Genomic DNA, 20,694 nt, shown 5'->3' on the forward strand with positions numbered 1-20,694 from the left:
CCGCCTCGCCGATCGGCTCGCTGTCGGTACCAGGTTGCACAATGAGAGCCATGTCCGCATTGCTCAGCGCCCTCGACGCGTTCGACGACCGCCCTCAGGCTCGTGAACTGCGGGAACGCACGTACGAAGGGCTGGGCGACAGCGTTGTCGACGTCGGCTGCGGGAGCGGGCGCGCCGTCGGCGAACTGGCCGCTCGCGGGAAGAGGGCCATCGGCGTCGATCTGGACCCCGCCATGATCGAGGTCGCGGCGGAGCGCTGGCCCGCAGGCGAGTTCCATGTCGCCGAGGCCACCGCGCTGCCCGTCGATGACGGCTCGGTCACCGGCTACCGCGCCGACAAGATCCTGCACGCGCTCCCCGAGCCCGAGCAGGCGGTCGTCGAGGCCCGGCGCGTCCTGGCCGCCAACGGCCGCGCGGTGCTCATCGGCCAGGACTGGGACACGTTCGTGCTCGACTCCGACGACCCCGGACTCACTCGCAGGCTCGTCCACGCCCGCGCGGACGGCGTGCCGAACCCGCGGGTCGCCCGCCGGTACCGGAACCTGCTGCTGGACAACGGGTTCGTCGACGTCACCGTCGAGGTCCACACGATCGTGTGGACGGACGCCGCGTGCCTGCCGACGCTCGCCGCCATGGGAGGAGAGGGCGCCTGGCTGGACGAGCAGACCGCCAGGGCGAGCAACGATCGCCTGTTCCTCGCCGTCCCGATCTTCGTCGCCTCCGGGACCCGGGCGGGTTGAGTACCGGGTGCGCCTTCGGCGGCCGTTCCGAGCCGCGCATGCGGCGATCAGCCCACGTGAGTCCCGTCCCGGCCAGGTGCGGCCGCCGACCGAGCTGAATTGATTCTCATAGTGGAAGCAATGTCCACTATATTAGAGATCAGTGAACGTGAGCCGCACCGTGCGGGAGACGCGGGAGACCTGAATGATGTTGCGCTTCCAGCTCGGTGACCTGGCCCGGCCGGAGATCCGTCGGCTGCTGGAGGAACACCTGGCCGACATGCACGCCACCTCTCCGCCCGAATCGATCCACGCGCTGGACCTCGAGGAGCTGCGCGACCCGGCGGTCGCGTTCTGGTCGGCCTGGGAAGGGCCGGAGCTGCGCGGCTGCGGCGCGCTCAAGGACCTGGGCGACGGCGATGTCGAACTCAAGTCCATGCGAACGGCGCGCACCGCGCGGGGACTGGGGATCGGATCGGCCATACTGCGCCACCTGCTGACCGTCGCCGCCGAGCGCGGTCACCGGCGGGTCCTGCTGGAGACCGGGAGCCAGGAGTTCTTCGCCCCGGCCCGGCGGCTCTACGAGCGCCACGGATTCAGCTTGTGCGAGCCGTTCGCCGACTACGTCCACGACCCCAACAGCGTCTTCATGGAACTGCGGCTCGACGGGGAGCCGGCTCCGAGGTGAGGGCATGTCCACTTTGATGGAGGGCGAGAACGTCCTGGGGCGGCGGGTCAAGGCGGAACGCAACCGGCGCGGCTGGTCTTTGGCACGGCTCGCCGATGCCTCGGGAGTGTCCCGGGCGATGATCAGCAAGATCGAGCGCGGTCAGAGCAGCCCGACCGCCGTCCTCCTCGGCAAGCTCTCGGCGGCCCTGGAGCTGAGCATGACCGAGCTGCTGTCACCGGCGGACGGCGCCGCCCCCGACCAGGTGCGGCGCGCGGCCGACACCCCCGACTGGACGGACCCCGACACCGGCTACCTGCGACGGCAGATATCGACGCCCGGTTTCCCCGTCGACGTCACCGAGATCGTGCTGCCCGCCGGCGCCCGGGTGCCGATGCCGGCGGCGTCCTACGCGTTCATCGCCCAGCTCATCTGGATGCTCGACGGCAGGCTGACCCTGGTCGAGGGGCCGACCACGCACGTCCTCACGGCTGGGGACACGTTCGAGCTCGGAAAGCCCCAGGCGCGCGAGTTCGTCAACGACGGCACCGAAGAATGCCGTTACGTCGTGGTCGTGACCCGGAAGCCCACGGCCTGACCCGGCCCCCTCGCCTGGTCGAGCGCGACGCACTCGGCGCTGGCCCAGATGGGCCGGCCGCCTCCCGCTCAGCCGGCTGGGGCGCCATTGCAGGGCCAGGCGAAACAGGGGTGATGTCCCATCCGCGCGGACATAGGATCGGCGGCATGGCGACACGGCTCGTTCAGATTGCGATGAAGGCCCGGGACGATTCCATGGTCGGCCGGTTCTGGGCGGAGGCACTCGGCTGGGGTCTCTCCAGCGAGGAGCCCGGAGTGACCAATGTGGAACCCCGGGACTTGGTCTATCCCGACCCCGCGGCCATTTATATCGACGTCCTCCGTGTCCCAGAGCCCAAAACGGTGAAGAACCGGGTGCACGTCGACCTCGCCACCACTTCTCCGGCCCATCAGGCGGAGCTGGTCGCGCGCCTCCAGGATCTCGGCGCGACGCCCGCCGACGTGGGCCAGGGCGACGTCCCGTGGACGGTCCTCGCCGACCCGGAGGGCAACGAGTTCTGCGTGCTGGAGCCTCGGGACGTCTACCGGGACACCGGCCCGATCGCCACGGTCGTGGTCGACTGCGTGGACCCGCGGGCCATGGCCCGGTTCTGGAGCCAGGCGACGGACTGGACGCTGCACGAAGTGACCGACGACCACGCGAGACTGCGCTCCGCCAAGGGCGTCGGGCCGTATCTCGAGTTCCTCCGCACGCCCGACGTGAAGACCGTTCGGAACCGCGTCCATCTGGACCTCCGGCCGTACCCCGGTGACGATCGAGCGGAGGAGGCGGACCGGTTGCGAGCTCTCGGCGCCACCGACATGGACATCGGCCAGGGCGACGTCCCGTGGACGGTCCTCGCCGACCCGGAGGGCAACGAGTTCTGCGTCCTCGCACCGCGCTGACACGACCCGCCACCTTGAGAGGCGGGCCACCCGTGCAGAGCTCAGCCCTCCGCCGGCGCGTCCTCGAAGCCCTCCCACGACGCTCTCGCACTCAGGGGAGCTGGGAGCGTTCGTCTATTCGGCGGGTCGGTGGGTGAATGAAGACTTCGGCCGAGTTCTTGCCGTAGGAGACGTTGAGGGTGTCGAGCCGGTAGTACCAGCCCTGCTCGGCTCTGAACCGGTGATTGATCTGCCAGCGCAGCGTCTGCCGGGGCCGCAAGGCCACCGCCGCCGGGCGCCAGGCGAGGTCGAGTCCGCTACTCGCCCATTCGGGAACGCGCTGGACGACGAGAAGCACCTTCAGCATCCCGTCGACCTCGGTCAGCTCCACTTCGGTGCGAGGTGGAAGGCCATCGACCACGGTCGAGCGAGGAACGAACCCGTCGCGTTCGGACATCCGGACTTCGTGCACGAAAGGCGGGACGGCCTCCGGAAGGGGAAAGGCTTCGGGCAACCTGCTGCGCCGGACGGCACCTCTCGCTCCGCGCGACCGGCTCGTCCAGTAGGTGCGCACCCACTGCACGGCCACGTCCACCGGCTCATGGTCACACGTCGTCGCGGACACGGCGACTTGTTTCTCTGCGCTCCACAAACTCCACGCCCAGTTCAGAATCGCCTTCCGGCCTGGGAGGCGGCGACGTGGTCGGGACAGATACGTGCTGGTGGGCGAGGCTGGGGGCCTCGCCCACCTTGTTCTCGGCTCGGTTGGCCCTGGGTCAGGGCTTGAGGCCGTAGGCGTGGACGAGGGTCTGGTCGACGGTGCGTCCGGCGGTGTCCTCGGCGTAGGCGCGCAGGGAAACGTATTTCCCGTTCGAGCCGGAAGGGTTCTGCACGGTGGCTTCCCAGCCGTGCTGTGTGTAACTGACCGGGGCGTTCGTCCAGGTGGTGCCGTCGTCGTAGGAGATCTGGAGGGTGAGTCGGCGGATCGTGGGGGCCGGTTCGTCCTGGTTGGTCCGCGGGCTGAGTGCGATCTGCTGTGTTGTGGTGGGCGCGCGGTTGTCGTCGTCGAGGCGGGTGCGGTACAGGACGGTGAGCAGGGGAAGCCCCGTCCAGTCGCCGCTGGGACGCGTCGCGGAGAACGTCCAGTCGATGTGCTGGCGGGTGGCCAGGTCCGACCAGGGGGCCTGTCGGTAGGCGTCGGTGGTGACCTTGTAGGCGGCTTCCCCGGATCCACGGCCGGGCTCGGGCAGGGTGAAATCGCCGTAGCCCGGCTGGTCGCTTGTGGCGATGACCTTGCCGTCTGCGGTCTGGAGCGTCGTCCGGCCGGTGACGCGGTCGTAGGGAGCGAGGCCGGAGGCGGCGCTCCAGGAACTGAACATCGGCACCCAGAACTGGACGGTGCCGTCGTTCAGCAAGGTGTTGAAGTCGGCGCCTGCGCCGAGCGGACCGGTCGTCCGCTCGCGGTCGTAAGCGCCCGCGCTCGGGAACAGTTCAGGGGTCCCGGTAACGCTGGCTTCCTCGAGGCGGCAGTCCGCGCCGAGCACGGTGTCGGTGTCCCAGTCGGCGCCGGGGCTGAAGTATTCGGTGCGGGTGGCGGGTAGTGACCCGATACCCACGTAGAACCCCGTGGTGTAACCGCCGCCTGGCCAGTGGGCCCCGGCGTGGGTGCCGGCGCAGGCGGGCCGGCCCTGGCGGCGGTAGCGGGTGTTCACGGTGGCCAGTTCGGCCGTGCGGACTCGGAGGGCGGGCTCGGCCGGGATGATGTCCTGATCCGAAACGCCGCCGGCGACGTTGTAGATGTAGGGGCTGCCGAGCGCGGCGCCGTCTTTGGTCAGTCGGCCTTGCAGCAGCAGCGAGAGCCCCGGGGCCGGCCCGCTGGGAGTGATGTAGGCGGGCTGACCGTCCAGGAAGATGCTCGCGGTGGTGGTGGTCTGGCCACCGATGGTCTGGACGACGCGCGCGTATCCCCCGCCCCCCTCTCCGCCGGTCAGCCGGGCATCGGGACGATCGACACCGATGGACATGGGGCGGCCCCTGCGGGCGTCCAGCACCACGGTGCGGTCCTTGTCGAGCACGAACCGCGAGACGTAGACGAGGGTGAAGGACTTCCCGCCGCTGGGCTCCGGCGTGTACACGCCGGTCTCGACCACGTACTCGCCGCGCGCCAACCGGCCGGTGACATGCCCGTTGTCCAGCTGCCCGTATTCGCTGGCCGCCCCGTCCAGCGACCGGAAGAGCACGTACTCGGCGTTCGCGGTCTGCGGGGCTTTTCCGTCGCGGTCCAGCACGTCGACCGTGACCGCGTGCGTTCCCGCCACAGCCGTTCGAGTGCTCGAAACCGGAAGACGCTTGGCGCCCTTGAGACCTCCCAGAACATCCCCGGGTCGGCTCTGGACGCCTGCTGAACCGCCATGGACGGCGATTCCGCGGAAACCCTGCGGAAAGGCGGTTCGGCTCGGTGCCGGGCGCGGCTTTTCGGCCGCGTGCGGGGCCGGCGTGGGGCCCGCGGTGACCAGCGCCGCAGCCACCAGCGTGGCAGCGAGCATGGTGGTCTGCTTCTTCACGAAAGTCCTTTCTCGGCCGCAGCGGAGCGGCGGCTGCGCGGCGCGAAATCGCCTGACGGCGGTGGTGGGGCCGATTCGGAGGTCAGGACTTCGACGGGACCGGCTTGGGCAGCTGGTTCACCGCCTTGGTTTCGAGCACGGTCCACACCTTGTCGACGACCGCCCCCTCCGGAATCGTCCGCCAGTCCGTGATGTGGGGCTTGGGGCCGTAGTAGATCTGCCTCATACCGAGGTGCCGATAGGTCTTGGGGTCGAAGATGATTTCTTTTCGGACGTTGTCCTCCGTCTTGGACACCGCGACCCCGGAGCGGCCAAGGCCGTCGGTGACGTGCTCCGTCACCGTGGTACCGGGAATCTCGGCCACGAAGTCGAAAACCTCGGCACGCAGTTCGGGCGGAAGGTAGTTCTCGCCCAGCAGGTCGGTGACGCCGGCCCACGCCTCACTACCGGCAGGAGCCGACGGATCCTTCGGATGGGCGATGCTGGCCCGCCATTCGCGAAGCTCCTTCGGCACGCTCCGCAGGTCCCGCTTGTAGTTGGGGTTCCTCAGGGAAGGCGGGGCGTCCTCACTGACCAGTGGGATGTCACAGGTACGGGCGGGATCGTCCGAGCACGGCTCACGGAGCAGCCCGGGCTTCCGTCCGTCGGCCGACTCCCACACCTCGCGCGTCTGCCTCCCCATCGACTTCCCGGGATGGAGGACTCCCGGCCCCCAGGCCAGCGTCGACTTGACGTAGAGGTACTGGTCGTCGCGCAGTCGGAGATCCTGTTCGGACCGGGCCGCCGCGGCCGCCCGGTGCAGAATCTCGACGGTGCTGACGTTCTTCACCTGCTGCGGACCGGCCGGACCGCCGTCACTCGTCTGCTGCACCGCGATGACACCGACGGCCAGGGCCCCGGCGAGCCCGGCCGGAGCCACGACCCGCCATCCCCGTCCCATCTGCGGGCGGCGCCGCTTTCGCGCGGCAGCCGGATCGGCGCGGTGCGCGACTGCGAGCAGGCGAAGGCGCCCCTCGGCCACGGCCTTCTCGTCCGGCGGCGCGACTTCCGCGCACATGCGCTCAAGCTCGTTCATGAAGGAACTCCTCACGTATCTCCCGCGGGTCGGCCCCGCCCAGCGCGTCGCCCGTCTTCTTCCGGGCCCGGCTCAGCCGCGAATGCACGGTCCCCTTGGCGATGCCGAGAGCCGATGCGATCTCCTCGGTGCTCAGTCCGCCGGCGGCGGTGAGCAGCAGCACGTCCCGCTGGCCGCGCGGCAGCCTGGCGATCACGGCCGCCAGCTCCCCGCGCAGGCCCTGCGCGCTCACCCGGTCGGCGACCTGGTCGCCGGGGAACTCCACGACGTGATCGACGCCGGTACGTGCGATGTGCCGCCAGAACCGGCTCTCCGTGCGGTGGTGCTGGCCGACCAGGTTCGTCGCGATGCCGTACAGCCACGGCCGGGCATCCGGACGCGCCAGGTCGAAGCGCTCCCGCCGCTGGAAGGCCACCAGGAACGTCTCGGCCATCAGGTCATCGGCCAGGTCCCGGCCCAGCCGCCGCGCGATGTACCGATGCACCACCTCGTGATGCCGGTCGTAGAGAACGGCGAACCGCTCCGGCTCGCGCAACGAGCGTCTTATGAGCTCTGCGTCGCTCTCACTGGGTGTCCCGTCCCTCACGGACGGCTCGTCTCTGTCATGCGACCCTCTCAAGTACGGGCGATGTCACCTGTTATCCGCATGCCGAGCCGACCCGCTTCCCCGTTTTCCCGATTGTCCGCTGAAGTGCGCGGGCCCATGGCCGGGACCTGCACGTCCATGCCGTCCGGCCGCGCCGCTGAACGGGCCGCCCGCTTCCTCGCCCGTGCCTGGGTCAGTAACATCTGCACACCGATTGCTGGGGAAGCATGAGTGCACGTCCTCGATGACCTCGCCGATTTCTCCGACCGGGCACAGGGTCTGCTGAGCCGCGCGGGACGGCGGGCGCCGAGCGATCCGGCCAGGACGCCGACCGACTTTCTGAACGTTCGTGACCGGGCTGGACGTGTGGTCCCCGCGCCAGCGGAGTTGGTGGTCAGGCGAGAGGGCTTCGAGGCCAGATACGGCGGCCTGCGCTATGAGGTGCGGCGCTCGGCGCTCATCGGGCGAGAACGTTTCGACGTGTCCCGCCGCTGGGACTTCTCATTGGACGAGGAGATATGGGCGGACGAGCGCGGCTGGTTCTTCTCGTGGACCGGTGAACGGGTGTCGAGCCCGGTCCGTTTCCTGATTCACACGGACGGAAGGGTCGGAGTCAGCGACGGCGGACCGTTCATCGAGGTCGCGGACTCCGTTCCCCACCTGATCGAAGGTCACGCCGTCATGGACATGGTGTCGTCATGGGACCCGTGGCCCGGCTCACTCGAAACGTGGGTGCCTGCGCAACTCGGAGCCGCAATGGCCGAACATGTCGATGGCCTCGCGCCGGTGGCCGAGGCCAGTGGACGTTACGACAGGTGGCATCTGTCCGAAGGCGTTGCCGTGCGCATCTTCTGGAGCTGGACCAGCCAAGGGCCGCGGACCCGGGGAGTTCAGATGTGGACATGCGGCGAGGAAGGGCGCAGACAACTGGAGTCAGCCGTCGGCAAGCGCTGAACCTTCGCCCTCTCCCGTGGGCCTCCTCGACCTCCTGTTACGAGCGGGATCGGCGGCGTTCGACGGCGTGTGGATCTAGCGTTCTGGGAGCGTGGGGTGGGGAGGTGTCGGGGCGATGTCGATCATGGTGTTGGTGATCGCCCATCGTTCGTGGTCTCGCCAGGCTCCATCGATGTACAGCAGTTCGGGCGAGTAGCCCTCCTGGCGGAAGCCCGCTCGTCGGACCAGCTTGAGGGAGGCGTGGTTCTCGGGCTGTATCTGGGCTTCGAGCCGGTGAAGCTGCAACTGCTCGAAGGCGTAGCGCACCACCGACGCGAGCCCTTCGGTCATGTAGCCCTGGCCGGCGGTAGGGGCGAAGGCGGCGTAGGCGACCGACCCGGACTGGAACCGTCCCCGAATGATACTGTTGATATTGACCAGCCCGGCGATGGCTCCACTGCCGCGCACGCAGATCAGCACCGACTCTTCGTCGGGCTGCGAGTAGCGCGCGAGGTAAGCCTGGAACTGCTCCGGCGTGGACGGCAGCGACATCCATGGGTGGTGCAGTTCCCTACTGGCGTTCACCAGGTCGAGAAACTCGTCTTGGTCACGGCTGGCGAGATGACGCAGAACCACCCGCCGGGAGGCGTCCGCTTGGCCGGCCCGGAAGACATCGATCGCCGCATCGTCCACGGACCTGACCGTACCCGGCGCATTGGAGATGCCACCGGGCGGCGACCGCAAGGCCACCGGCTCACGTTCGTCGACCTCGCCATCATCAGGAGAGCTATGCCCCGTGGAGGTGACCGTAGGTCAGATCGGCCCCCAGGGCCCTCCGTCATCATGCGGGACCTGGAGGTACTGAACGTCGATCGAGATCGCCATGACGTGGGAGTGCTCGCGCAGAATCCATGTCGACAGGTCCGCGATGTCGACACCGCGCAATTCGAGCTCTGCACCGCCGGGCCGGTGCGGTCGGGTGAACCGCTCCTCTTGCCGGCCCGTGGGGGCGAGCGGGTGAAGGCTGAAACGAATGTCGAGTCCCGCATACTCCGACCTGCCTCGTACCGAGCGAGACGACCACGGGAACTTCTCCGCGGCCCAGGCCTGGCAACTTCGGGGAAGCGGGCTCCAGCCCCGGCTCTGGAGCATGCGCAGCATGTCCGCGCACGACTTGCCGTCCGCGCCGTAGTAATGGATGACGGTACGGACACACCTAGTCGAGTCGTAGGCGGGGAGGATGAAACCCTCGTCCCGCGTGTGGCAACCGTCGCTGAGGGACGTGGCGAGTGCTGGGCCGACTTCCCTTTCGATGCGTTCGAATTCCGCGTCGATGGCCGGGACGGCCCGTGCCCGCGCGGCACCGGCCTGCCGCGAGGTGACGATCGCGGCGAGATCGGGGGCGTCGGGGATGACGGCCTCGCACCCCGCCACGATCCCGACCACCCCCATCAGCACGCCAAAGCAGCCCAGTTCGCCCCGCGTGAGTCGGAACATGCCCGAATCATCGCAACGGGCGGACGGCCGACGCAGCGCGGCAGCGCGTCCGGTGTCGTCCAAGATCGGCCACCGCGTAGCCACCGGCATCCAGCGCCGCTGTCAGCACTGGCCCACCGGCCCGGGGACGTGCGGGCCGGTCGGTCGTCAACCGAGTGCCAGGGCGAGTGCGAGGGCGAGGAGGAGGGAATCGAGTCTGTCGAGCAGGCCGCCGGCGCCCGCCAGCCATGAGGCGGAGTCCTTGGCCTCGACTCCCCGCTTGACCATCGACTCCACCAGGTCCCCCAGCGGTGCGCCGACCGCCACCGCGATGGCCCAGGCAGGGGTGAACGCGCCGAGCACGGCCAGTGTGCCCAGGCCCGTGACGGTCCCGGCCAGCAGGCCGCTCCAGTGCTTGTTCGGCGACAGCCGGGAGAGGGGCGGCCCGCCGAGCGACCGGCCGGAGAACGAGGCGGTGATGTCGGCGATCGACACCGCGGCGAACAGCGCCAGGACCTCCGGGCCGAGCAGGACCACGCCGGCCAACGAGGCGAACCAGATCACGCCCAGCACACCGGAACACAGCCTGGAGAGTCCGCCGTCCGCATCGCCGGCCAGCACCGGCACCATGGCGACGGCTGCGAGGGTGAGAGCGAGAACCCGGGGCAGATGGTCGGGCGCCAGCCAGGCCGTCACAGGCGCCACGGGCACGGCGAAGGCGAGCACCGCGCGGTCCAGCCGGGGGACGCCGGTCAGGCCTGCGTATTCAAGGGCGCACGCCGCTCCGGCCGAGGCGGCGAGGACGGCCGCCCCGCCGGGGCCCATGTTCAGGGCGACGACCACGACGGGCACGCCCACAGCCCAGGCGCACCACCGGAGTATGTACTCCCGCCGCCTGGACAACCCGACCGCGACGCCGCCGACGAGCAGGGCCCCGGCAAGGCAAGGGACCGGATCCGCGAACCCGGTCACGCCATACCGTGCGGGACGCGCAGGGCCTCGGAGACGGCGGCCGCCACCCGGGCGTTCGCCGCGGCGTCCCGTACTGCGATTCGGACCGTCCGGCCTTCGAACGCCGGAGACATCGGCGACAGGTCTCGCAGGAACACGCCCCGCTGCCGGCACCGCTCGACAAGCCCGGACGCCGTGAGCCCGACCTTGGGCAGCGTGAGCAGGACGAAGTTCGCCACCGACTCGCTGACGCGCAGGTTCTCGCCGGCCCCGGCGAGCGCGGCCGCCAGCTCGGCGCGCAGCGCCGCCGTCTGCGCCCACCGGGAGGCGTAGTACTCCGGGTCGCGCAGCGCGCTCACCGCGGCGATCTGGGCGGGCAGGCTCACCGACCACGGCGGGGTCCAGCGGCGCAGATCCGCCACGATCGCCGGAGGCCCGGTGAGGTAGGCCGCCCGCAGGCCCGACAGGGCGTACATCTTCGACAGCGATGTACAGACGGCGACATTGCCGGCCTCCGCCGCGTAGCGTTCCAGCGTCTGCCCGGCGCCGACGTAACCGGCGTACGTCTCATCGATCCAGAACCGGGTCTCGCCGGGCGCGCTCTCCAGCACCTTCCGCAGTCGGGACGTGTCGAGATGGACCCCCGTCGGGTTGTTGGGGTTGACGATGACCACCAGGTCGTAGCGCTTCCGCAGGGCGCGGGCGAGACGGTCAGGCTCTATCCGCCAGCCCTCCGCGCGGCGCAACGGGAACCGGTCGGCACGGCAGCCGATCACTCGCTCGACGACGTGCGCGTACTCGCCGTAAGTCGGGTCGATCAGGAGCACCCGGCTGGAGGCGTCCAGCCAGCCGCGGAACGCACGGAAGATCAGGTCGGAGGATCCCGCGCCGACGGCGACGGCGTCCTCGGGAAGGCCCCGGCGGCGCGCGATCTCCTCGATGAGGCCGTCCGCCCGCGCCGGCGGAGACGTGCGCGCGATCCAGTCCTGTCCGCGGGCCAGGGCGGCGACCGCGGCGGGAGTCGGCGGAAACCAGGCGTCGAGCACGTCGGCGGGGACCACGTCGCCGTTCGCGTCCAGGGTCTCGAACCCCCGCCCCAGCGCCTCGACGGATGCGCCGCCGTGTGCGCAGGACTCGTCCTCGGGCAGGAAGGGCACCTCCAGGCTCCACCGCACCGTCCGTGCCAGATCGCGCAGCAGCGGCCCGTGCCGTCGCAGCGTCCCGCCGGTGAGTTCGGCGACGTCGCCGGTGAGGAGCTCGAACTCGACGGCCCCCGAGCGCACCGCCGTGCCGGTGGACGCGAGCCCCAGCGACAGGTACATCGGCAGCAGCTCGACCCGGCCCAGGGCCACGATGCTCCGGCCCCCGTGCCCTGCCACCCAGCGAAGCGCCGCGTACATCAGCAGCTTGCCGATCATCTCGCCGCGCAGACTCGGATCGACGGTCAGGATCCGGATCTCGAACAGGCCGTCCTCGCTCAGCGCCGGATGCTCGTCCCTCCGCAGGTGCCTGTCGATCGAGTAGCGGCCCGCCCATGGGGGCGTCACACTGATGAACCCGGCCGGTTCGCCTTGACTGACCGCCACAACGTAGACGTTGCTCTCGTCGAGGTCATCGGTGAGCAGACCGGCGGCATTGGGGACGTGCTGGCCGAGCTCCCGCGCGTAGACCTCGTGCCGGAGCCGCCGGATCCACTCATGGTCCGCCTCGGACGACATCCGAAGCTCCAGCTCGCCGACGGCCGACGCGACGGGCGAACCGGCGGCGACCGGTCCCGGGGATTGCTGATCTGTTCTCATTCGGATCACCTCGGCCGCCACTCTGCCGAGGCGATCAAGCCACCACCTGAGTCCCCGTACTCAGCCCCCCGGGCACCCCGTACTCAACTCCGCCGCCGAACCTCCCAAGCCCACTCGCGGCCCCCTTCCGATGGTGGGAGGGCTGGCGCCGATGCCCCCCTCCGCGGCAGTGACGGTGGGCCGATCGGGCCTGGCATCCACTGACCCGTCGCCGCCCCAGTCGCTCGAACCGCCGTCGCTTGACCGGTGGGGTGCTACACGGCCGGGGGAAGCGGTGGCAGGGGGAGGGGCAGTCCTGGTAGGCCGTCGATGCTGGTGGCGACGTGCTCCTTCTTCTGGAAGTAAGCGTCGAGGGTCTCGTCGGTCTCGCGCGCGAAGCGCGATGCGTGCAGAGGGCGGTCCTGCTCGTAGGTCATGAACGGGACGGCGTACCCGCAGGTGTCGCGGATCTTCTCGGCGGTCACGACGATGATCGCTCGCAGGCCGTGCGGGGTCGGGTCGATGTCGGGGAAGTGGGCCATCAGCTCGGCCCAGCGCTCGTCGTCGCGGAAGACCGGCTCTCCGCGGCCGTGCACGCGCACGATGTTCGGCGGACCGTCGAAGGCGCACCACATCAGGGTGATGCGGCCGTTCTCGCGCAGATGGGCGATGGTCTCGGCGTTGCTGCCGGCGAAATCGAGGTAGGCCACGGTGAGTTCGTCGATCACGGCGAACGAGCCGTTGAGCCCCTTGGGCGAAAGATTGACGGTGCCGTCGCCGTCCAGCGGCGCGGTCGCGGTGAAGAAGATGTGCTGCGCCTCGATGAACTCGCGCAGCCTGCCGTCTATCCGCTCATAGCTCTTTCCCATGGATCAAGTATGACGACGAAGCGGGCGCTCCCACTCGGCGGCCGTCCGCCGACCTGTATCCGCCGGCATCCGGTGCGCGACCGTCGGCTCGTGCACACTGGATGCATGCGGTACGCCGACAGCCGGCCCTATGTCATTCCGGGGAGCCTGGCCGAACTCACCGGCCCGACCTCCGGAATGGTCGAGCTGCCAACGCACCTCGACTGGTCCGAGCAGCACGTCTACGACCTGAACGACCCGGCGCAGACCAGGCTCATGTATGAACGAGTCCTCCGGGAGGCGATTTCCCAGCGGGATCTCGCCCTCTACCTCAACGCAGAGGTACTCCGACGGCTCTGGGGCCGGCTGTTCCTTCCGGTGCGGGTGCGGCTTCTTTGGGAGAGCGCCTTTCCCGCGCTCGTCAGGGCGGTGTGATCCGGCGCATGGACCCCCTTCATGAGCACGCGGCACGCATCGGCCTAGCGGCGACCGCGAAGTACGGCTTCGCACTCGCCGGCAGCTATGCGATCCAAGCGCACGGTTTCCTCGACCGCATCTCCGAAGACGTCGACCTCTTCACTGTGAATGGTGAGCGGCACCAGTTCGGCGATGCCGTGACCGCGGCAATCGAGGCCTACCGTGACGCCGGCTTCGAGGTCGAAGTTCCACTGTCCAACGACGGGTTCGCGCGGCTCCTGCTCAGAGCGCCGGACGGTCGGCCTTTCAAAGTGGAATTGGGCATCAACTGGCGGGCACATCAACCCGTCCCGCTGGCCATAGGACCCGTGCTCCACCCTGACGACGCCGTCGGCGGCAAAGTCACTGCCCTCTATGGTCGAGCCGAAGTACGAGACTTCGTCGATTTGGACGCGGTCCTTCGCAGCGGCCGTTACAACACCGCCGATCTGATGCGACTGGCCTCGACCGCGGACCCGGGCTTCGCATCCGAGATGTTCGTGCATTCGTTGAACGCGCTCAATCGATTCCCCGACCAGGCATTCACCGTCCATGGGCTCTCACCGTCGGCGATCATCATGCTCCGCGATCGGTTCGCCGAGTGGGCGGCGGAGATCGGCCGCTGATGGCAGACGGCACGACATGGCGGCGGATCTACGCGATCGACTCGCTTCGGAACACCAGCGCCGAATATCTCGTGACCTGCCGAGCCGGAGGGCCGGCATGGAGTAGGCCGAGCCTACTTTCGAGGCTTTCTGGCAGATTCGTTGGATGGTCGCGGTTGCCCCACGCCGCGTATCCTTCGCCCGTGGAACTGCGCTTCGAGACGCGCCGGTCCGACTCGCCGTGGGTCGACACCGTCTGGACCTGCACGAGCGAGCAGGTCACGGCGATGACGTCCGTCGCAGGGACGTGCTGGGGCCTGGTCTTCTGGGAGCAGGACGGCCGGGCGTACACCACGATCACCGGTCCCGAGACCCGGACCGGCACGGCGCCCGTACCGGAAGGCGCCACCTTCACGGGCATCGATTTCGCCGTGGGCACCTCGTTGCGGGCCATGCCGACGCCGGCTCTGGTCGACAACGGCATCGTGCTCCCCGACACCACGCGCCGGACGTTCCGGCTGGACGGCGAACGCTGGGAGACGCCCGGGCCCGACGACGCGGAGGCCCTCGTCGAGCACCTCGTCCGGACGGGGACCGTGGTCCGTGACCCGCTCGTCGCCGACGTCCTGCGAGGGCACCGTCCGACCGTCTCGGGACGTACGGTCGAACGCCGCTTCCGCGCCGCGACCGGGCTGACGCGGGGCGGCGTCCGGCAGATCGAGCGGGCCCGCAGGGCGGCGGAACTGCTGGCGCTCGGCGAACCGGCCGCCGACGTCGTCACCAAGCTCGACTACTTCGACGAGTCGCACCTGGCCCGGGCGCTGCGTTCCTACATCGGACGCACGGCCGGGCAGTTGCGCGAGGGCTCCGGCGGCGCGATCGGCCTAGCCCTCGATCAGCGCCGTACGTCGTAGACGAGCTTCAGGATCCCGTTCGAGTAGCTCTCCGACTCCCGGAGCGCCAGCATCTGCTTGTCGCGGTCGGCCCGGCCGAACAGGCTCTTCCCGGCGCCGAGGAGCACGGGGAAGACGAGCAGGTTGTACTGGTCGATCAGGCCCTCGTCGGCCAGCCGCCGGGCCAGCTCCGCGCTCCCGTGAATGAAGATCGCGCCGCCGTCGCCCTCCTTGAGCGCGGCGACGTCCTCGGTCGAGCGCAGGATCGTCGTCGGCCCCCACCCGTCGACGAGGGCGTCCTCCGACAGCGTCGTCGACACCACGTACTTGGGCAGCTCCTTGTAGTCGGCGTGGTCCTCCGAACTGGGCCAGAGCGGCGAGAACGCCTCGTAGCTGCGGCGGCCGAACATCAGCGCCGTCGTGTCGGCGAGCTCCTCGCCCTTCAGGGACCAGGCCTCCGGGACGAACTCAAGGTCCTTGAACACCCAGCCGCCGCTGCGGTGCTCCTCCCCCGGCCCGCCCCCGGGCGAGTCCACGACGCCGTCGAGCGACATGAAACCGGTGTAGACCAGCTCACGCATTGTGCTGTCTCCTCATAATCGGACGAACCGCTGGGGCCACGCTAGATCGCAACCGCCCCACTCGTCTTGGACGGAAACGACAGCGGGCAGAGAAAATCTGCCGGGACCCCGCTACGGTCGGCCTCGCTCTCAGCACAGCCACTCCGCGTAGGGCCAGCGGGACGAGACGTAGCCGGGCCGGGCCCGTACCGCTGGATGGCCTGAATAGCGAAGGTCAGAACGAAAAAGAGTTGAGACCGCGGTACACGGCCACGGCATAAGAGATCGCAGCGATCACTACCAGGCCGAGCGCTCCGGAAAGGAAGCCCGCCGCGGTAGACGAGACCGGACGCCTGGCGGGGGTCCGCAACGGCCCCCATACCCAACCGAGCACAGCGCCGAACGGGGGGATCCCGAACACTGCGACGGCCCCCGACAGGATGCGCGACTTGGTTCTGTGGTTGCCGCGCCAGTCGGTGCCGCTGAGATGATGCGCGGCCGATGAGGCGAACTCGTACCACCCGATGATGACCACGACCCAGATGACCAGGCCGAGGACCAGAATCCCGATCACGTCCTTGCGCGGAGTGTCCATGGTCGACCCCTGATGTAGCGCGAAGTCGGCCACACCGTGCTCTGGTGGCGCGGCACACTGACCCACCTCGCCGCGAACCTCTCGCGCAATCCACGTCAACAATAGGAGATTCCGGACAGCAGCGGCACTGGCCGCGTCCAGCGATCGGGGCGGCCGAACGATATCGAGGCAGTAGAGCGCCCGGCCGGAAATGGGCGGGGCATGAGGCCCCGTGTGTCAGCGGGCCTGGATCGCGCGCGGGGGTCGCGTCGGGTGTCACAGATGGTGGGGTCGCTCTGTCCTTCCTGCAGAGAGTCTCTGTTCGGAGGAGTACATGAGCGCTGAGAACGCACACCTGCCACCCGGCGTCGAGGTGATCACGACCCTGCCCGAGGCGGCGGCCCGGATCCCGGACGGCGCCGAGGCGAGGACCATCCGGGTCACCCTGCCGCCCGGCGACCCCGGCGCGCCTCCGCACCGGCACCCGGGGCCGCTCTTCGGCTACGTGACCCAAGGCGAGATCCTCTTCGAGCTGGAGGGGGAGCCGCCCCGGGTGGTCAAGGCCGGTGAAGCCCTGTTCGAGCCGGGCGGCGACGTGATCCACATTCAGGGGGCCAACAACCTCGCGGACGCGCAGTCGCAGCTGGTGGTGACCATGTTCGCCCCGCCTGGAACCCCGGTCCTGACCCTGGTCGGCGAGGAGGAGCTGGCCGCACGGCGCCACCTTCGGGTTCCCCGGCCATGACGATCATCCGCCCCGGCCGAGCCGCCTGGGCCGATGACGCAACCCTTGGGGGTCGACCGGTCTCTGCCCAGGGACCCCGGCCGAGGTTTCTCTGACGCGACCGCGGTGCGTCCCGGCCAGAGCGTGCCGATGCGGCGGCGGGCCTCCGCAGGCAGGCCGAACGGAGGGGCGTCATGGCGGTCGGGGAGATGGCATCGAGGCGGTCCGGCGGCGCAAAGGCGCGCCGCCGGACCGCCGGCCGCCGCGGGGGCCGCCGAGCTCGGGGAGGACGACGGCCCCCGCGCGGGCACTGGCCGAATGCCTGGCCAGTCGGCACAGCGCCGCCGCACATGGCGGATCCCCGGCCCCCTTCGGGCCGCTGCCGGATGCGCTTAGGCACGCCCCGACACCGCTGCCGGACGCCACGGCCGTGCGCGCGGACGGCCTGCGGCCCTGGGCGCTGGAAAAGGTCAGGGATGGCCTGGCATGGCGCGCGGCGCAGGGGTCGCCGGCCATGCGCCTCAACGGCGTCCAGTGATGCGATCCGGTGACGCCGGCGGCGCTGCTGGACGGCCTTGCGGGCTCCCCGCCCTTGTGGTGCCGGCGGTGGGGCCGGAGATCACCCGCGTTCCGCGGGCGCCCGACGGCGCGGAGGAGGTGCCCGGCACGCTCTCGCGATCGCCGGGGGCACACGAGGTGGTCCTGATCGAAGCGCGCGACGCGGCCGGCCTCGTCGTCATGCCCCAGGTGAGCGGCGGCGGAGCCCAGACGATGAACCTCCACCAGGCTGTCGAAGACACCGCGTCCCTCTTCGCGGGCCTGTTCGATGGAGGCGAAGTCGTCACCGGCGAGAGGGCTGTTCGTCAAGCATTGCTCGACTTGACGGTGAAGAGCCCGGCTTCGAGGGTGAGTGCCTCGACTGGATCTTGATCGGGTCCTGACTGAAATGGAATCCTGTTGGGGCTCCCGCTAGCCGCCGACTTGGTCGCGCCGACGGATGGGCACCGAACGGGAGAAACAAGAGGCATGGGGACGCTATCTGGGGGCGCGCCGCTGCTGGATCGGCAGCGAGAGCGAGCCGAGCTGAACGGCCTGCTGGGGGATGTGCGCTCCGGACGCGGGCGAGCCCTGGTGCTGCGCGGAGAGGCGGGCGTGGGCAAGTCGGCCCTGCTGCGGCATGCGACAGGGCAGGCGGCCGATATGCGCGTGGTGCGCGCCGTCGGGGCGGAATCGGAGATGGAGCTGGCGTTCGCCGGCCTGCATCTGCTGGTCGCGCCGCTGCTGGACAGGATCGAGAAGCTCCCCGGCCCGCAGCGCGACGCGCTCGCGGTCGCGTTCGGGCTGCGTGAAGGGAACGTGCCCGACCGGTTCATGGTCGGGCTGGCGGTGCTGACTCTGCTGGCGGAGGCGGCGGAGGAACGCGCTCTGCTGTGTGTGATCGATGACGCGCAGTGGCTGGACCAGGCGTCCGCCCAGGTGCTGGCGTTCGTCGCCAGGCGGCTGCTGGCCGAGCCGGTAGGGCTGATCTTCGCGGCGCGCGAGCCGGGCAGGCAGTTCCACGGGCTGGTGGACCTGGAGGTGCGCGGCCTGCCCAAGCAGGAGGCGCAGGCGCTGCTGCGCTCGGTGGTCCGCTTCCCGCTGGACGACCAGATCAGGGACCGGATCCTGGCGGAGACGAACGGCAACCCGCTGGCCCTGCTGGAGCTTCCGCGCGGGCTGAGCCCGGCACAGCTGGCGGGCGGGTTCGGAATGGTGGAGGCCCAGGCGGTCCCGGCGCGGGTGGAAGAGGGCTTTCGTCGGCGGCTGGCGGAGCTGCCGGCCGAGACCCGGTCGCTGATGCTGGTCGCGGCGGCCGAGCCGACCGGCGACCCGGCGCTGATCTGGCGCGCGGCGGGGCATCTGGGGGTTCCGGCTTCGGCGGTGGAGCCCGCGCAGGCCGACGGGTTGCTGGAGATCGGAGCGTGGGCGCGGTTCCGGCATCCGCTGGTGCGGTCGGCGGTGTACTCGGCCGCGTCCCCGTCGGAGCGGCGGGCGGCGCACGGGGCGCTGGCCACGGCGACCGATCCCGCGTCCGACCCCGACCGCCGGGCCTGGCATCGCGCGCACGCGGCACTGGAATCCGACGAGTCCGTGGCCGGCGAGCTGGAGCGGCTGGCCGACCGGGCTCAGGCGCGCGGCGGCATCGCGGCGGCGGCGGCGTTTCTGCGGCGCGCGACCGAGCTGACGCCGGATCCGGCCAGACGCGGAGCAAGGGCGGTGGCCGCGGCGCAGGCCTCCTTCGAGGCCGGCGCCCCGGACATGGCGCTGGAGCTGCTCGGCTCCGCGGAGATGGGCCCGTTGACCGAGCTCCAGAGCGGACGGGTGGCCCGGCTGCGCGCCCAGATCCTCTTCGCGCGCAAGCGCGGCGGTGAGGCTCTGCGCCCGCTGCTGGACGCGGCCGGTCAGCTGTCCCGCGTCGACGCGGGGCAGGCACGCGAGGCCTACGTCGAAGCCATCGGATCAGCGGTCTTCGCCGGCAGGCTGGGCGAACCCGAACTCCTGCGGACGGTGGCCGAGACCGCCCGTACCGCGCCTGCGGGACCACTGCCGACACGGCCGATCGACGCACTCCTGGACGGGCTGGTGGCGCGGTTCGCCGAGGGCTACGCCGCGGCGGCACCGCGGTTGAAGCGCGTTCTGCAGGAGTTTCGGCAGGAAGCCCGACGCAACCCGGATGACAGCATGCGCCGGTTGGGGCTGGTCTACCTGGTCGCCGCGGACATGTGGGACGACCAGGCCTTGCAGGACCTGACCGAGTACGCGGTCCAGGCGGCCCGCGAGATCGGCGCGCTCCACTTCCTTCCCCAGGCCCTCACCTACCGCGCCACCGTGCACATCTACGCCGGCCAGTTCGACGCGGCCGCCACGCTGGTCGAGGAATCCGACGCGATCTTGAAGGTGACCGGCCACGCCCACTTCGGCTTCGCCTCCAACCTGCTCATGAGCTGGCGTGGCGGGGTCGAGGCACCGGCGAGGTTCGACGCCGCCGTCGAGCGGACGCTCGCTTGGGGTGAGGGGCGAGCGATCAGCGGGGGCCACTTCGGGAGCGCGTTGGTGTACAACGCCCTCGGCCGGTACCAGGACGCTCTGGCCCGTGCGGAACGGGCGTGCGAGCACGACGATCTGGGGCTCACCGGGTTCGCCCTCATGGAACTGGTCGAGGCGGCCGCATACGGCAACGCCCCCGAAACGGCCACAACCGCTTTGCGGCAGCTGGAGGAACGCACCACCGCCGCCGGCACCGACTGGGCCCTCGGCGTGCTCGCCCGCTCGAAGGCCCTGCTCTCCGACGGCGAGGCCGCCGACCTGCTGTACCGCGAGGCCATCGAGCACCTCGAGCGCAGCCGGGCCGCCGCGTACCTCGCCCGTACCCACCTGGTGTTCGGCGAGTGGCTGCGTCGCGAGAACCGGCGCCTCGACGCGCGCGAGCACCTGCGCACCGCCTACGAGATGCTGCAGGATTTCGGCGCCCAGGGCTTCGCCGACCGCGCCCGCCGCGAACTCCTGGCGACCGGCGAGACCGTCCGCAAGCGCACCGCGGGCACGCCCGACGGTCTCACGCCTCAGGAAAGTCAGATCGCCCGACTGGCGCGGAAGGGGCTGTCGAACCCGGAGATCGGCGCCCAGCTGTTCCTCAGCCCGCGCACCGTCGAATACCACCTGAGCAAGGTGTTCTCGAAGCTCGCCATCACCTCTCGCCGCCAGCTCGCACAGGCACTGCCCGACCACGGCCATGACGGTGCGTGAGCCGCCCGGCCCGCCCCGTCCGGTCCCTCGCGAAACGG

The 20,694-nt window shown here is 70.2% G+C and carries 22 protein-coding genes; 11 read left to right on the plus strand and 11 right to left on the minus strand.

Annotation, left to right across the window (positions count from 1 at the left end):
• Positions 1–50 precede the first annotated feature (50 nt).
• From ABWI07_RS11660 to ABWI07_RS11675, 4 genes are all read left to right on the plus strand, one after another.
• Positions 51–740, plus strand: coding sequence for a methyltransferase domain-containing protein (locus ABWI07_RS11660; protein WP_353818507.1), 690 nt, complete (start codon positions 51–53; stop codon positions 738–740).
• 184 nt (positions 741–924) lie between these two features.
• On the plus strand, positions 925–1,407 hold the full coding sequence (locus tag ABWI07_RS11665; protein ID WP_235036925.1) for a GNAT family N-acetyltransferase: 483 nt from the start codon (positions 925–927) through the stop codon (positions 1,405–1,407).
• Positions 1,408–1,411: 4 nt separating this feature from the next.
• A complete protein-coding gene (locus tag ABWI07_RS11670) occupies positions 1,412–1,984 on the plus strand; it encodes a helix-turn-helix domain-containing protein (protein WP_149260447.1) in 573 nt (190 codons plus the stop codon).
• A 146-nt stretch (positions 1,985–2,130) separates the two neighbouring features.
• The gene (locus ABWI07_RS11675; protein WP_149260448.1) at positions 2,131–2,868 is read left to right on the plus strand and encodes a VOC family protein; all 738 of its coding nucleotides are present in this window, start codon (positions 2,131–2,133) and stop codon (positions 2,866–2,868) included.
• 91 nt (positions 2,869–2,959) lie between these two features.
• Here ABWI07_RS11675 and ABWI07_RS11680 read toward each other — a convergent pair whose 3' ends face one another.
• From ABWI07_RS11680 to ABWI07_RS11695, 4 genes are all read right to left on the minus strand, one after another.
• Entirely contained in the window at positions 2,960–3,442 is a 483-nt protein-coding gene (locus tag ABWI07_RS11680; RefSeq protein WP_149260449.1) for a hypothetical protein, read from the minus strand.
• Between the two features lie 181 nt (positions 3,443–3,623).
• A complete protein-coding gene (locus ABWI07_RS11685) occupies positions 3,624–5,411 on the minus strand; it encodes a hypothetical protein (RefSeq protein WP_353818508.1) in 1,788 nt (595 codons plus the stop codon).
• A gap of 82 nt (positions 5,412–5,493) precedes the next feature.
• Positions 5,494–6,486 (minus strand): CU044_5270 family protein, encoded by a 993-nt coding sequence (locus ABWI07_RS11690; RefSeq protein ID WP_353818509.1) that lies wholly within the window; start codon positions 6,484–6,486, stop codon positions 5,494–5,496.
• Entirely contained in the window at positions 6,473–7,021 is a 549-nt protein-coding gene (locus tag ABWI07_RS11695) for an RNA polymerase sigma factor (RefSeq protein ID WP_353818510.1), read from the minus strand. Before ABWI07_RS11695 ends, ABWI07_RS11690 begins: the two co-directional genes overlap by 14 nt.
• A 282-nt stretch (positions 7,022–7,303) precedes the next feature.
• Here ABWI07_RS11695 and ABWI07_RS11700 point away from each other — a divergent pair, with 282 nt between their 5' ends.
• Positions 7,304–8,026 (plus strand): hypothetical protein, encoded by a 723-nt coding sequence (locus ABWI07_RS11700; protein WP_353818511.1) that lies wholly within the window; start codon positions 7,304–7,306, stop codon positions 8,024–8,026.
• Between the two features lie 75 nt (positions 8,027–8,101).
• On the opposite strand, the gene ABWI07_RS11705 is transcribed toward ABWI07_RS11700, so the two are convergent.
• The 5 genes from ABWI07_RS11705 to ABWI07_RS11725 all read right to left on the minus strand — a co-directional run bounded on the left by ABWI07_RS11705 (position 8,102) and on the right by ABWI07_RS11725 (position 13,079).
• The gene (locus ABWI07_RS11705; protein ID WP_235036927.1) at positions 8,102–8,698 is read right to left on the minus strand and encodes a GNAT family N-acetyltransferase; all 597 of its coding nucleotides are present in this window, start codon (positions 8,696–8,698) and stop codon (positions 8,102–8,104) included.
• A 120-nt stretch (positions 8,699–8,818) separates the two neighbouring features.
• Positions 8,819–9,565, minus strand: a complete 747-nt coding sequence (locus ABWI07_RS11710; RefSeq protein WP_353818512.1) for a hypothetical protein — start codon at positions 9,563–9,565, stop codon at positions 8,819–8,821.
• An 84-nt stretch (positions 9,566–9,649) separates the two neighbouring features.
• Positions 9,650–10,453: a phosphatidate cytidylyltransferase gene (locus ABWI07_RS11715; RefSeq protein WP_353818513.1), complete on the minus strand. Its 804-nt coding sequence runs from the start codon at positions 10,451–10,453 to the stop codon at positions 9,650–9,652.
• Positions 10,450–12,231, minus strand: coding sequence for an aminotransferase class I/II-fold pyridoxal phosphate-dependent enzyme (locus tag ABWI07_RS11720; protein WP_353818514.1), 1,782 nt, complete (start codon positions 12,229–12,231; stop codon positions 10,450–10,452). The genes ABWI07_RS11715 and ABWI07_RS11720 overlap by 4 nt, the downstream gene beginning before the upstream one ends.
• Before the next feature lie 254 nt (positions 12,232–12,485).
• On the minus strand, positions 12,486–13,079 hold the full coding sequence (locus tag ABWI07_RS11725; protein ID WP_353818515.1) for a pyridoxamine 5'-phosphate oxidase family protein: 594 nt from the start codon (positions 13,077–13,079) through the stop codon (positions 12,486–12,488).
• Between the two features lie 105 nt (positions 13,080–13,184).
• Between ABWI07_RS11725 and ABWI07_RS11730 the strand changes: the two genes are divergently transcribed.
• The 3 genes from ABWI07_RS11730 to ABWI07_RS11740 all read left to right on the plus strand — a co-directional run bounded on the left by ABWI07_RS11730 (position 13,185) and on the right by ABWI07_RS11740 (position 15,033).
• Positions 13,185–13,493 (plus strand): hypothetical protein, encoded by a 309-nt coding sequence (locus ABWI07_RS11730; protein WP_149260458.1) that lies wholly within the window; start codon positions 13,185–13,187, stop codon positions 13,491–13,493.
• Positions 13,494–13,501: 8 nt separating this feature from the next.
• A complete protein-coding gene (locus ABWI07_RS11735) occupies positions 13,502–14,140 on the plus strand; it encodes a nucleotidyl transferase AbiEii/AbiGii toxin family protein (protein ID WP_353818516.1) in 639 nt (212 codons plus the stop codon).
• 182 nt (positions 14,141–14,322) lie between these two features.
• Positions 14,323–15,033 (plus strand): helix-turn-helix domain-containing protein, encoded by a 711-nt coding sequence (locus ABWI07_RS11740; RefSeq protein ID WP_353818517.1) that lies wholly within the window; start codon positions 14,323–14,325, stop codon positions 15,031–15,033.
• Here ABWI07_RS11740 and ABWI07_RS11745 read toward each other — a convergent pair.
• Together ABWI07_RS11745 and ABWI07_RS11750 are read right to left on the minus strand one after the other, a co-directional pair.
• A complete protein-coding gene (locus ABWI07_RS11745; protein WP_149260461.1) occupies positions 15,015–15,593 on the minus strand; it encodes a dihydrofolate reductase family protein in 579 nt (192 codons plus the stop codon). The genes ABWI07_RS11740 and ABWI07_RS11745 overlap by 19 nt on opposite strands.
• 214 nt (positions 15,594–15,807) lie before the next feature.
• A complete protein-coding gene (locus ABWI07_RS11750; protein ID WP_149260462.1) occupies positions 15,808–16,167 on the minus strand; it encodes a hypothetical protein in 360 nt (119 codons plus the stop codon).
• Between the two features lie 313 nt (positions 16,168–16,480).
• On the opposite strand from ABWI07_RS11750, the gene ABWI07_RS11755 reads away from it, so the two are divergent.
• The 3 genes from ABWI07_RS11755 to ABWI07_RS11765 all read left to right on the plus strand — a co-directional run bounded on the left by ABWI07_RS11755 (position 16,481) and on the right by ABWI07_RS11765 (position 20,656).
• Positions 16,481–16,891 carry a cupin domain-containing protein gene (locus ABWI07_RS11755; RefSeq protein ID WP_149260463.1) on the plus strand — a complete coding sequence of 137 codons (411 nt, stop codon included), beginning with the start codon at positions 16,481–16,483 and terminating at the stop codon, positions 16,889–16,891.
• Positions 16,892–17,476: 585 nt separating this feature from the next.
• Entirely contained in the window at positions 17,477–17,800 is a 324-nt protein-coding gene (locus ABWI07_RS11760; protein WP_353818518.1) for a hypothetical protein, read from the plus strand.
• 96 nt (positions 17,801–17,896) lie between these two features.
• Positions 17,897–20,656 carry a helix-turn-helix transcriptional regulator gene (locus ABWI07_RS11765; RefSeq protein ID WP_353818519.1) on the plus strand — a complete coding sequence of 920 codons (2,760 nt, stop codon included), beginning with the start codon at positions 17,897–17,899 and terminating at the stop codon, positions 20,654–20,656.
• The last annotated feature ends 38 nt before the right edge of the window (positions 20,657–20,694 follow it).

Origin of the sequence: Actinomadura sp. NPDC000600 (genome assembly GCF_040492135.1) — a bacterium.
Classification (GTDB): Bacteria; Actinomycetota; Actinomycetes; order Streptosporangiales; family Streptosporangiaceae; genus Spirillospora.

Excerpts from the sequence above, each read along its gene's own strand:
- ABWI07_RS11660 (WP_353818507.1), top strand. The coding sequence starts at position 51 with ATGTCCGCATTGCTCAGCGCCCTCGACGCGTTCGACGACCGCCCTCAG.
- ABWI07_RS11665 (WP_235036925.1), top strand. The coding sequence starts at position 925 with ATGATGTTGCGCTTCCAGCTCGGTGACCTGGCCCGGCCGGAGATCCGT.
- ABWI07_RS11765 (WP_353818519.1), top strand. The coding sequence starts at position 17,897 with ATGGGGACGCTATCTGGGGGCGCGCCGCTGCTGGATCGGCAGCGAGAG.
- ABWI07_RS11675 (WP_149260448.1), top strand. The coding sequence starts at position 2,131 with ATGGCGACACGGCTCGTTCAGATTGCGATGAAGGCCCGGGACGATTCC.
- ABWI07_RS11750 (WP_149260462.1), bottom strand. The coding sequence starts at position 16,167 with ATGGACACTCCGCGCAAGGACGTGATCGGGATTCTGGTCCTCGGCCTG.
- ABWI07_RS11735 (WP_353818516.1), top strand. The coding sequence starts at position 13,502 with ATGGACCCCCTTCATGAGCACGCGGCACGCATCGGCCTAGCGGCGACC.
- ABWI07_RS11755 (WP_149260463.1), top strand. The coding sequence starts at position 16,481 with ATGAGCGCTGAGAACGCACACCTGCCACCCGGCGTCGAGGTGATCACG.
- ABWI07_RS11725 (WP_353818515.1), bottom strand. The coding sequence starts at position 13,079 with ATGGGAAAGAGCTATGAGCGGATAGACGGCAGGCTGCGCGAGTTCATC.
- ABWI07_RS11690 (WP_353818509.1), bottom strand. The coding sequence starts at position 6,486 with ATGAACGAGCTTGAGCGCATGTGCGCGGAAGTCGCGCCGCCGGACGAG.
- ABWI07_RS11745 (WP_149260461.1), bottom strand. The coding sequence starts at position 15,593 with ATGCGTGAGCTGGTCTACACCGGTTTCATGTCGCTCGACGGCGTCGTG.
- ABWI07_RS11730 (WP_149260458.1), top strand. The coding sequence starts at position 13,185 with ATGCGGTACGCCGACAGCCGGCCCTATGTCATTCCGGGGAGCCTGGCC.
- ABWI07_RS11670 (WP_149260447.1), top strand. The coding sequence starts at position 1,412 with ATGTCCACTTTGATGGAGGGCGAGAACGTCCTGGGGCGGCGGGTCAAG.
- ABWI07_RS11720 (WP_353818514.1), bottom strand. The coding sequence starts at position 12,231 with ATGAGAACAGATCAGCAATCCCCGGGACCGGTCGCCGCCGGTTCGCCC.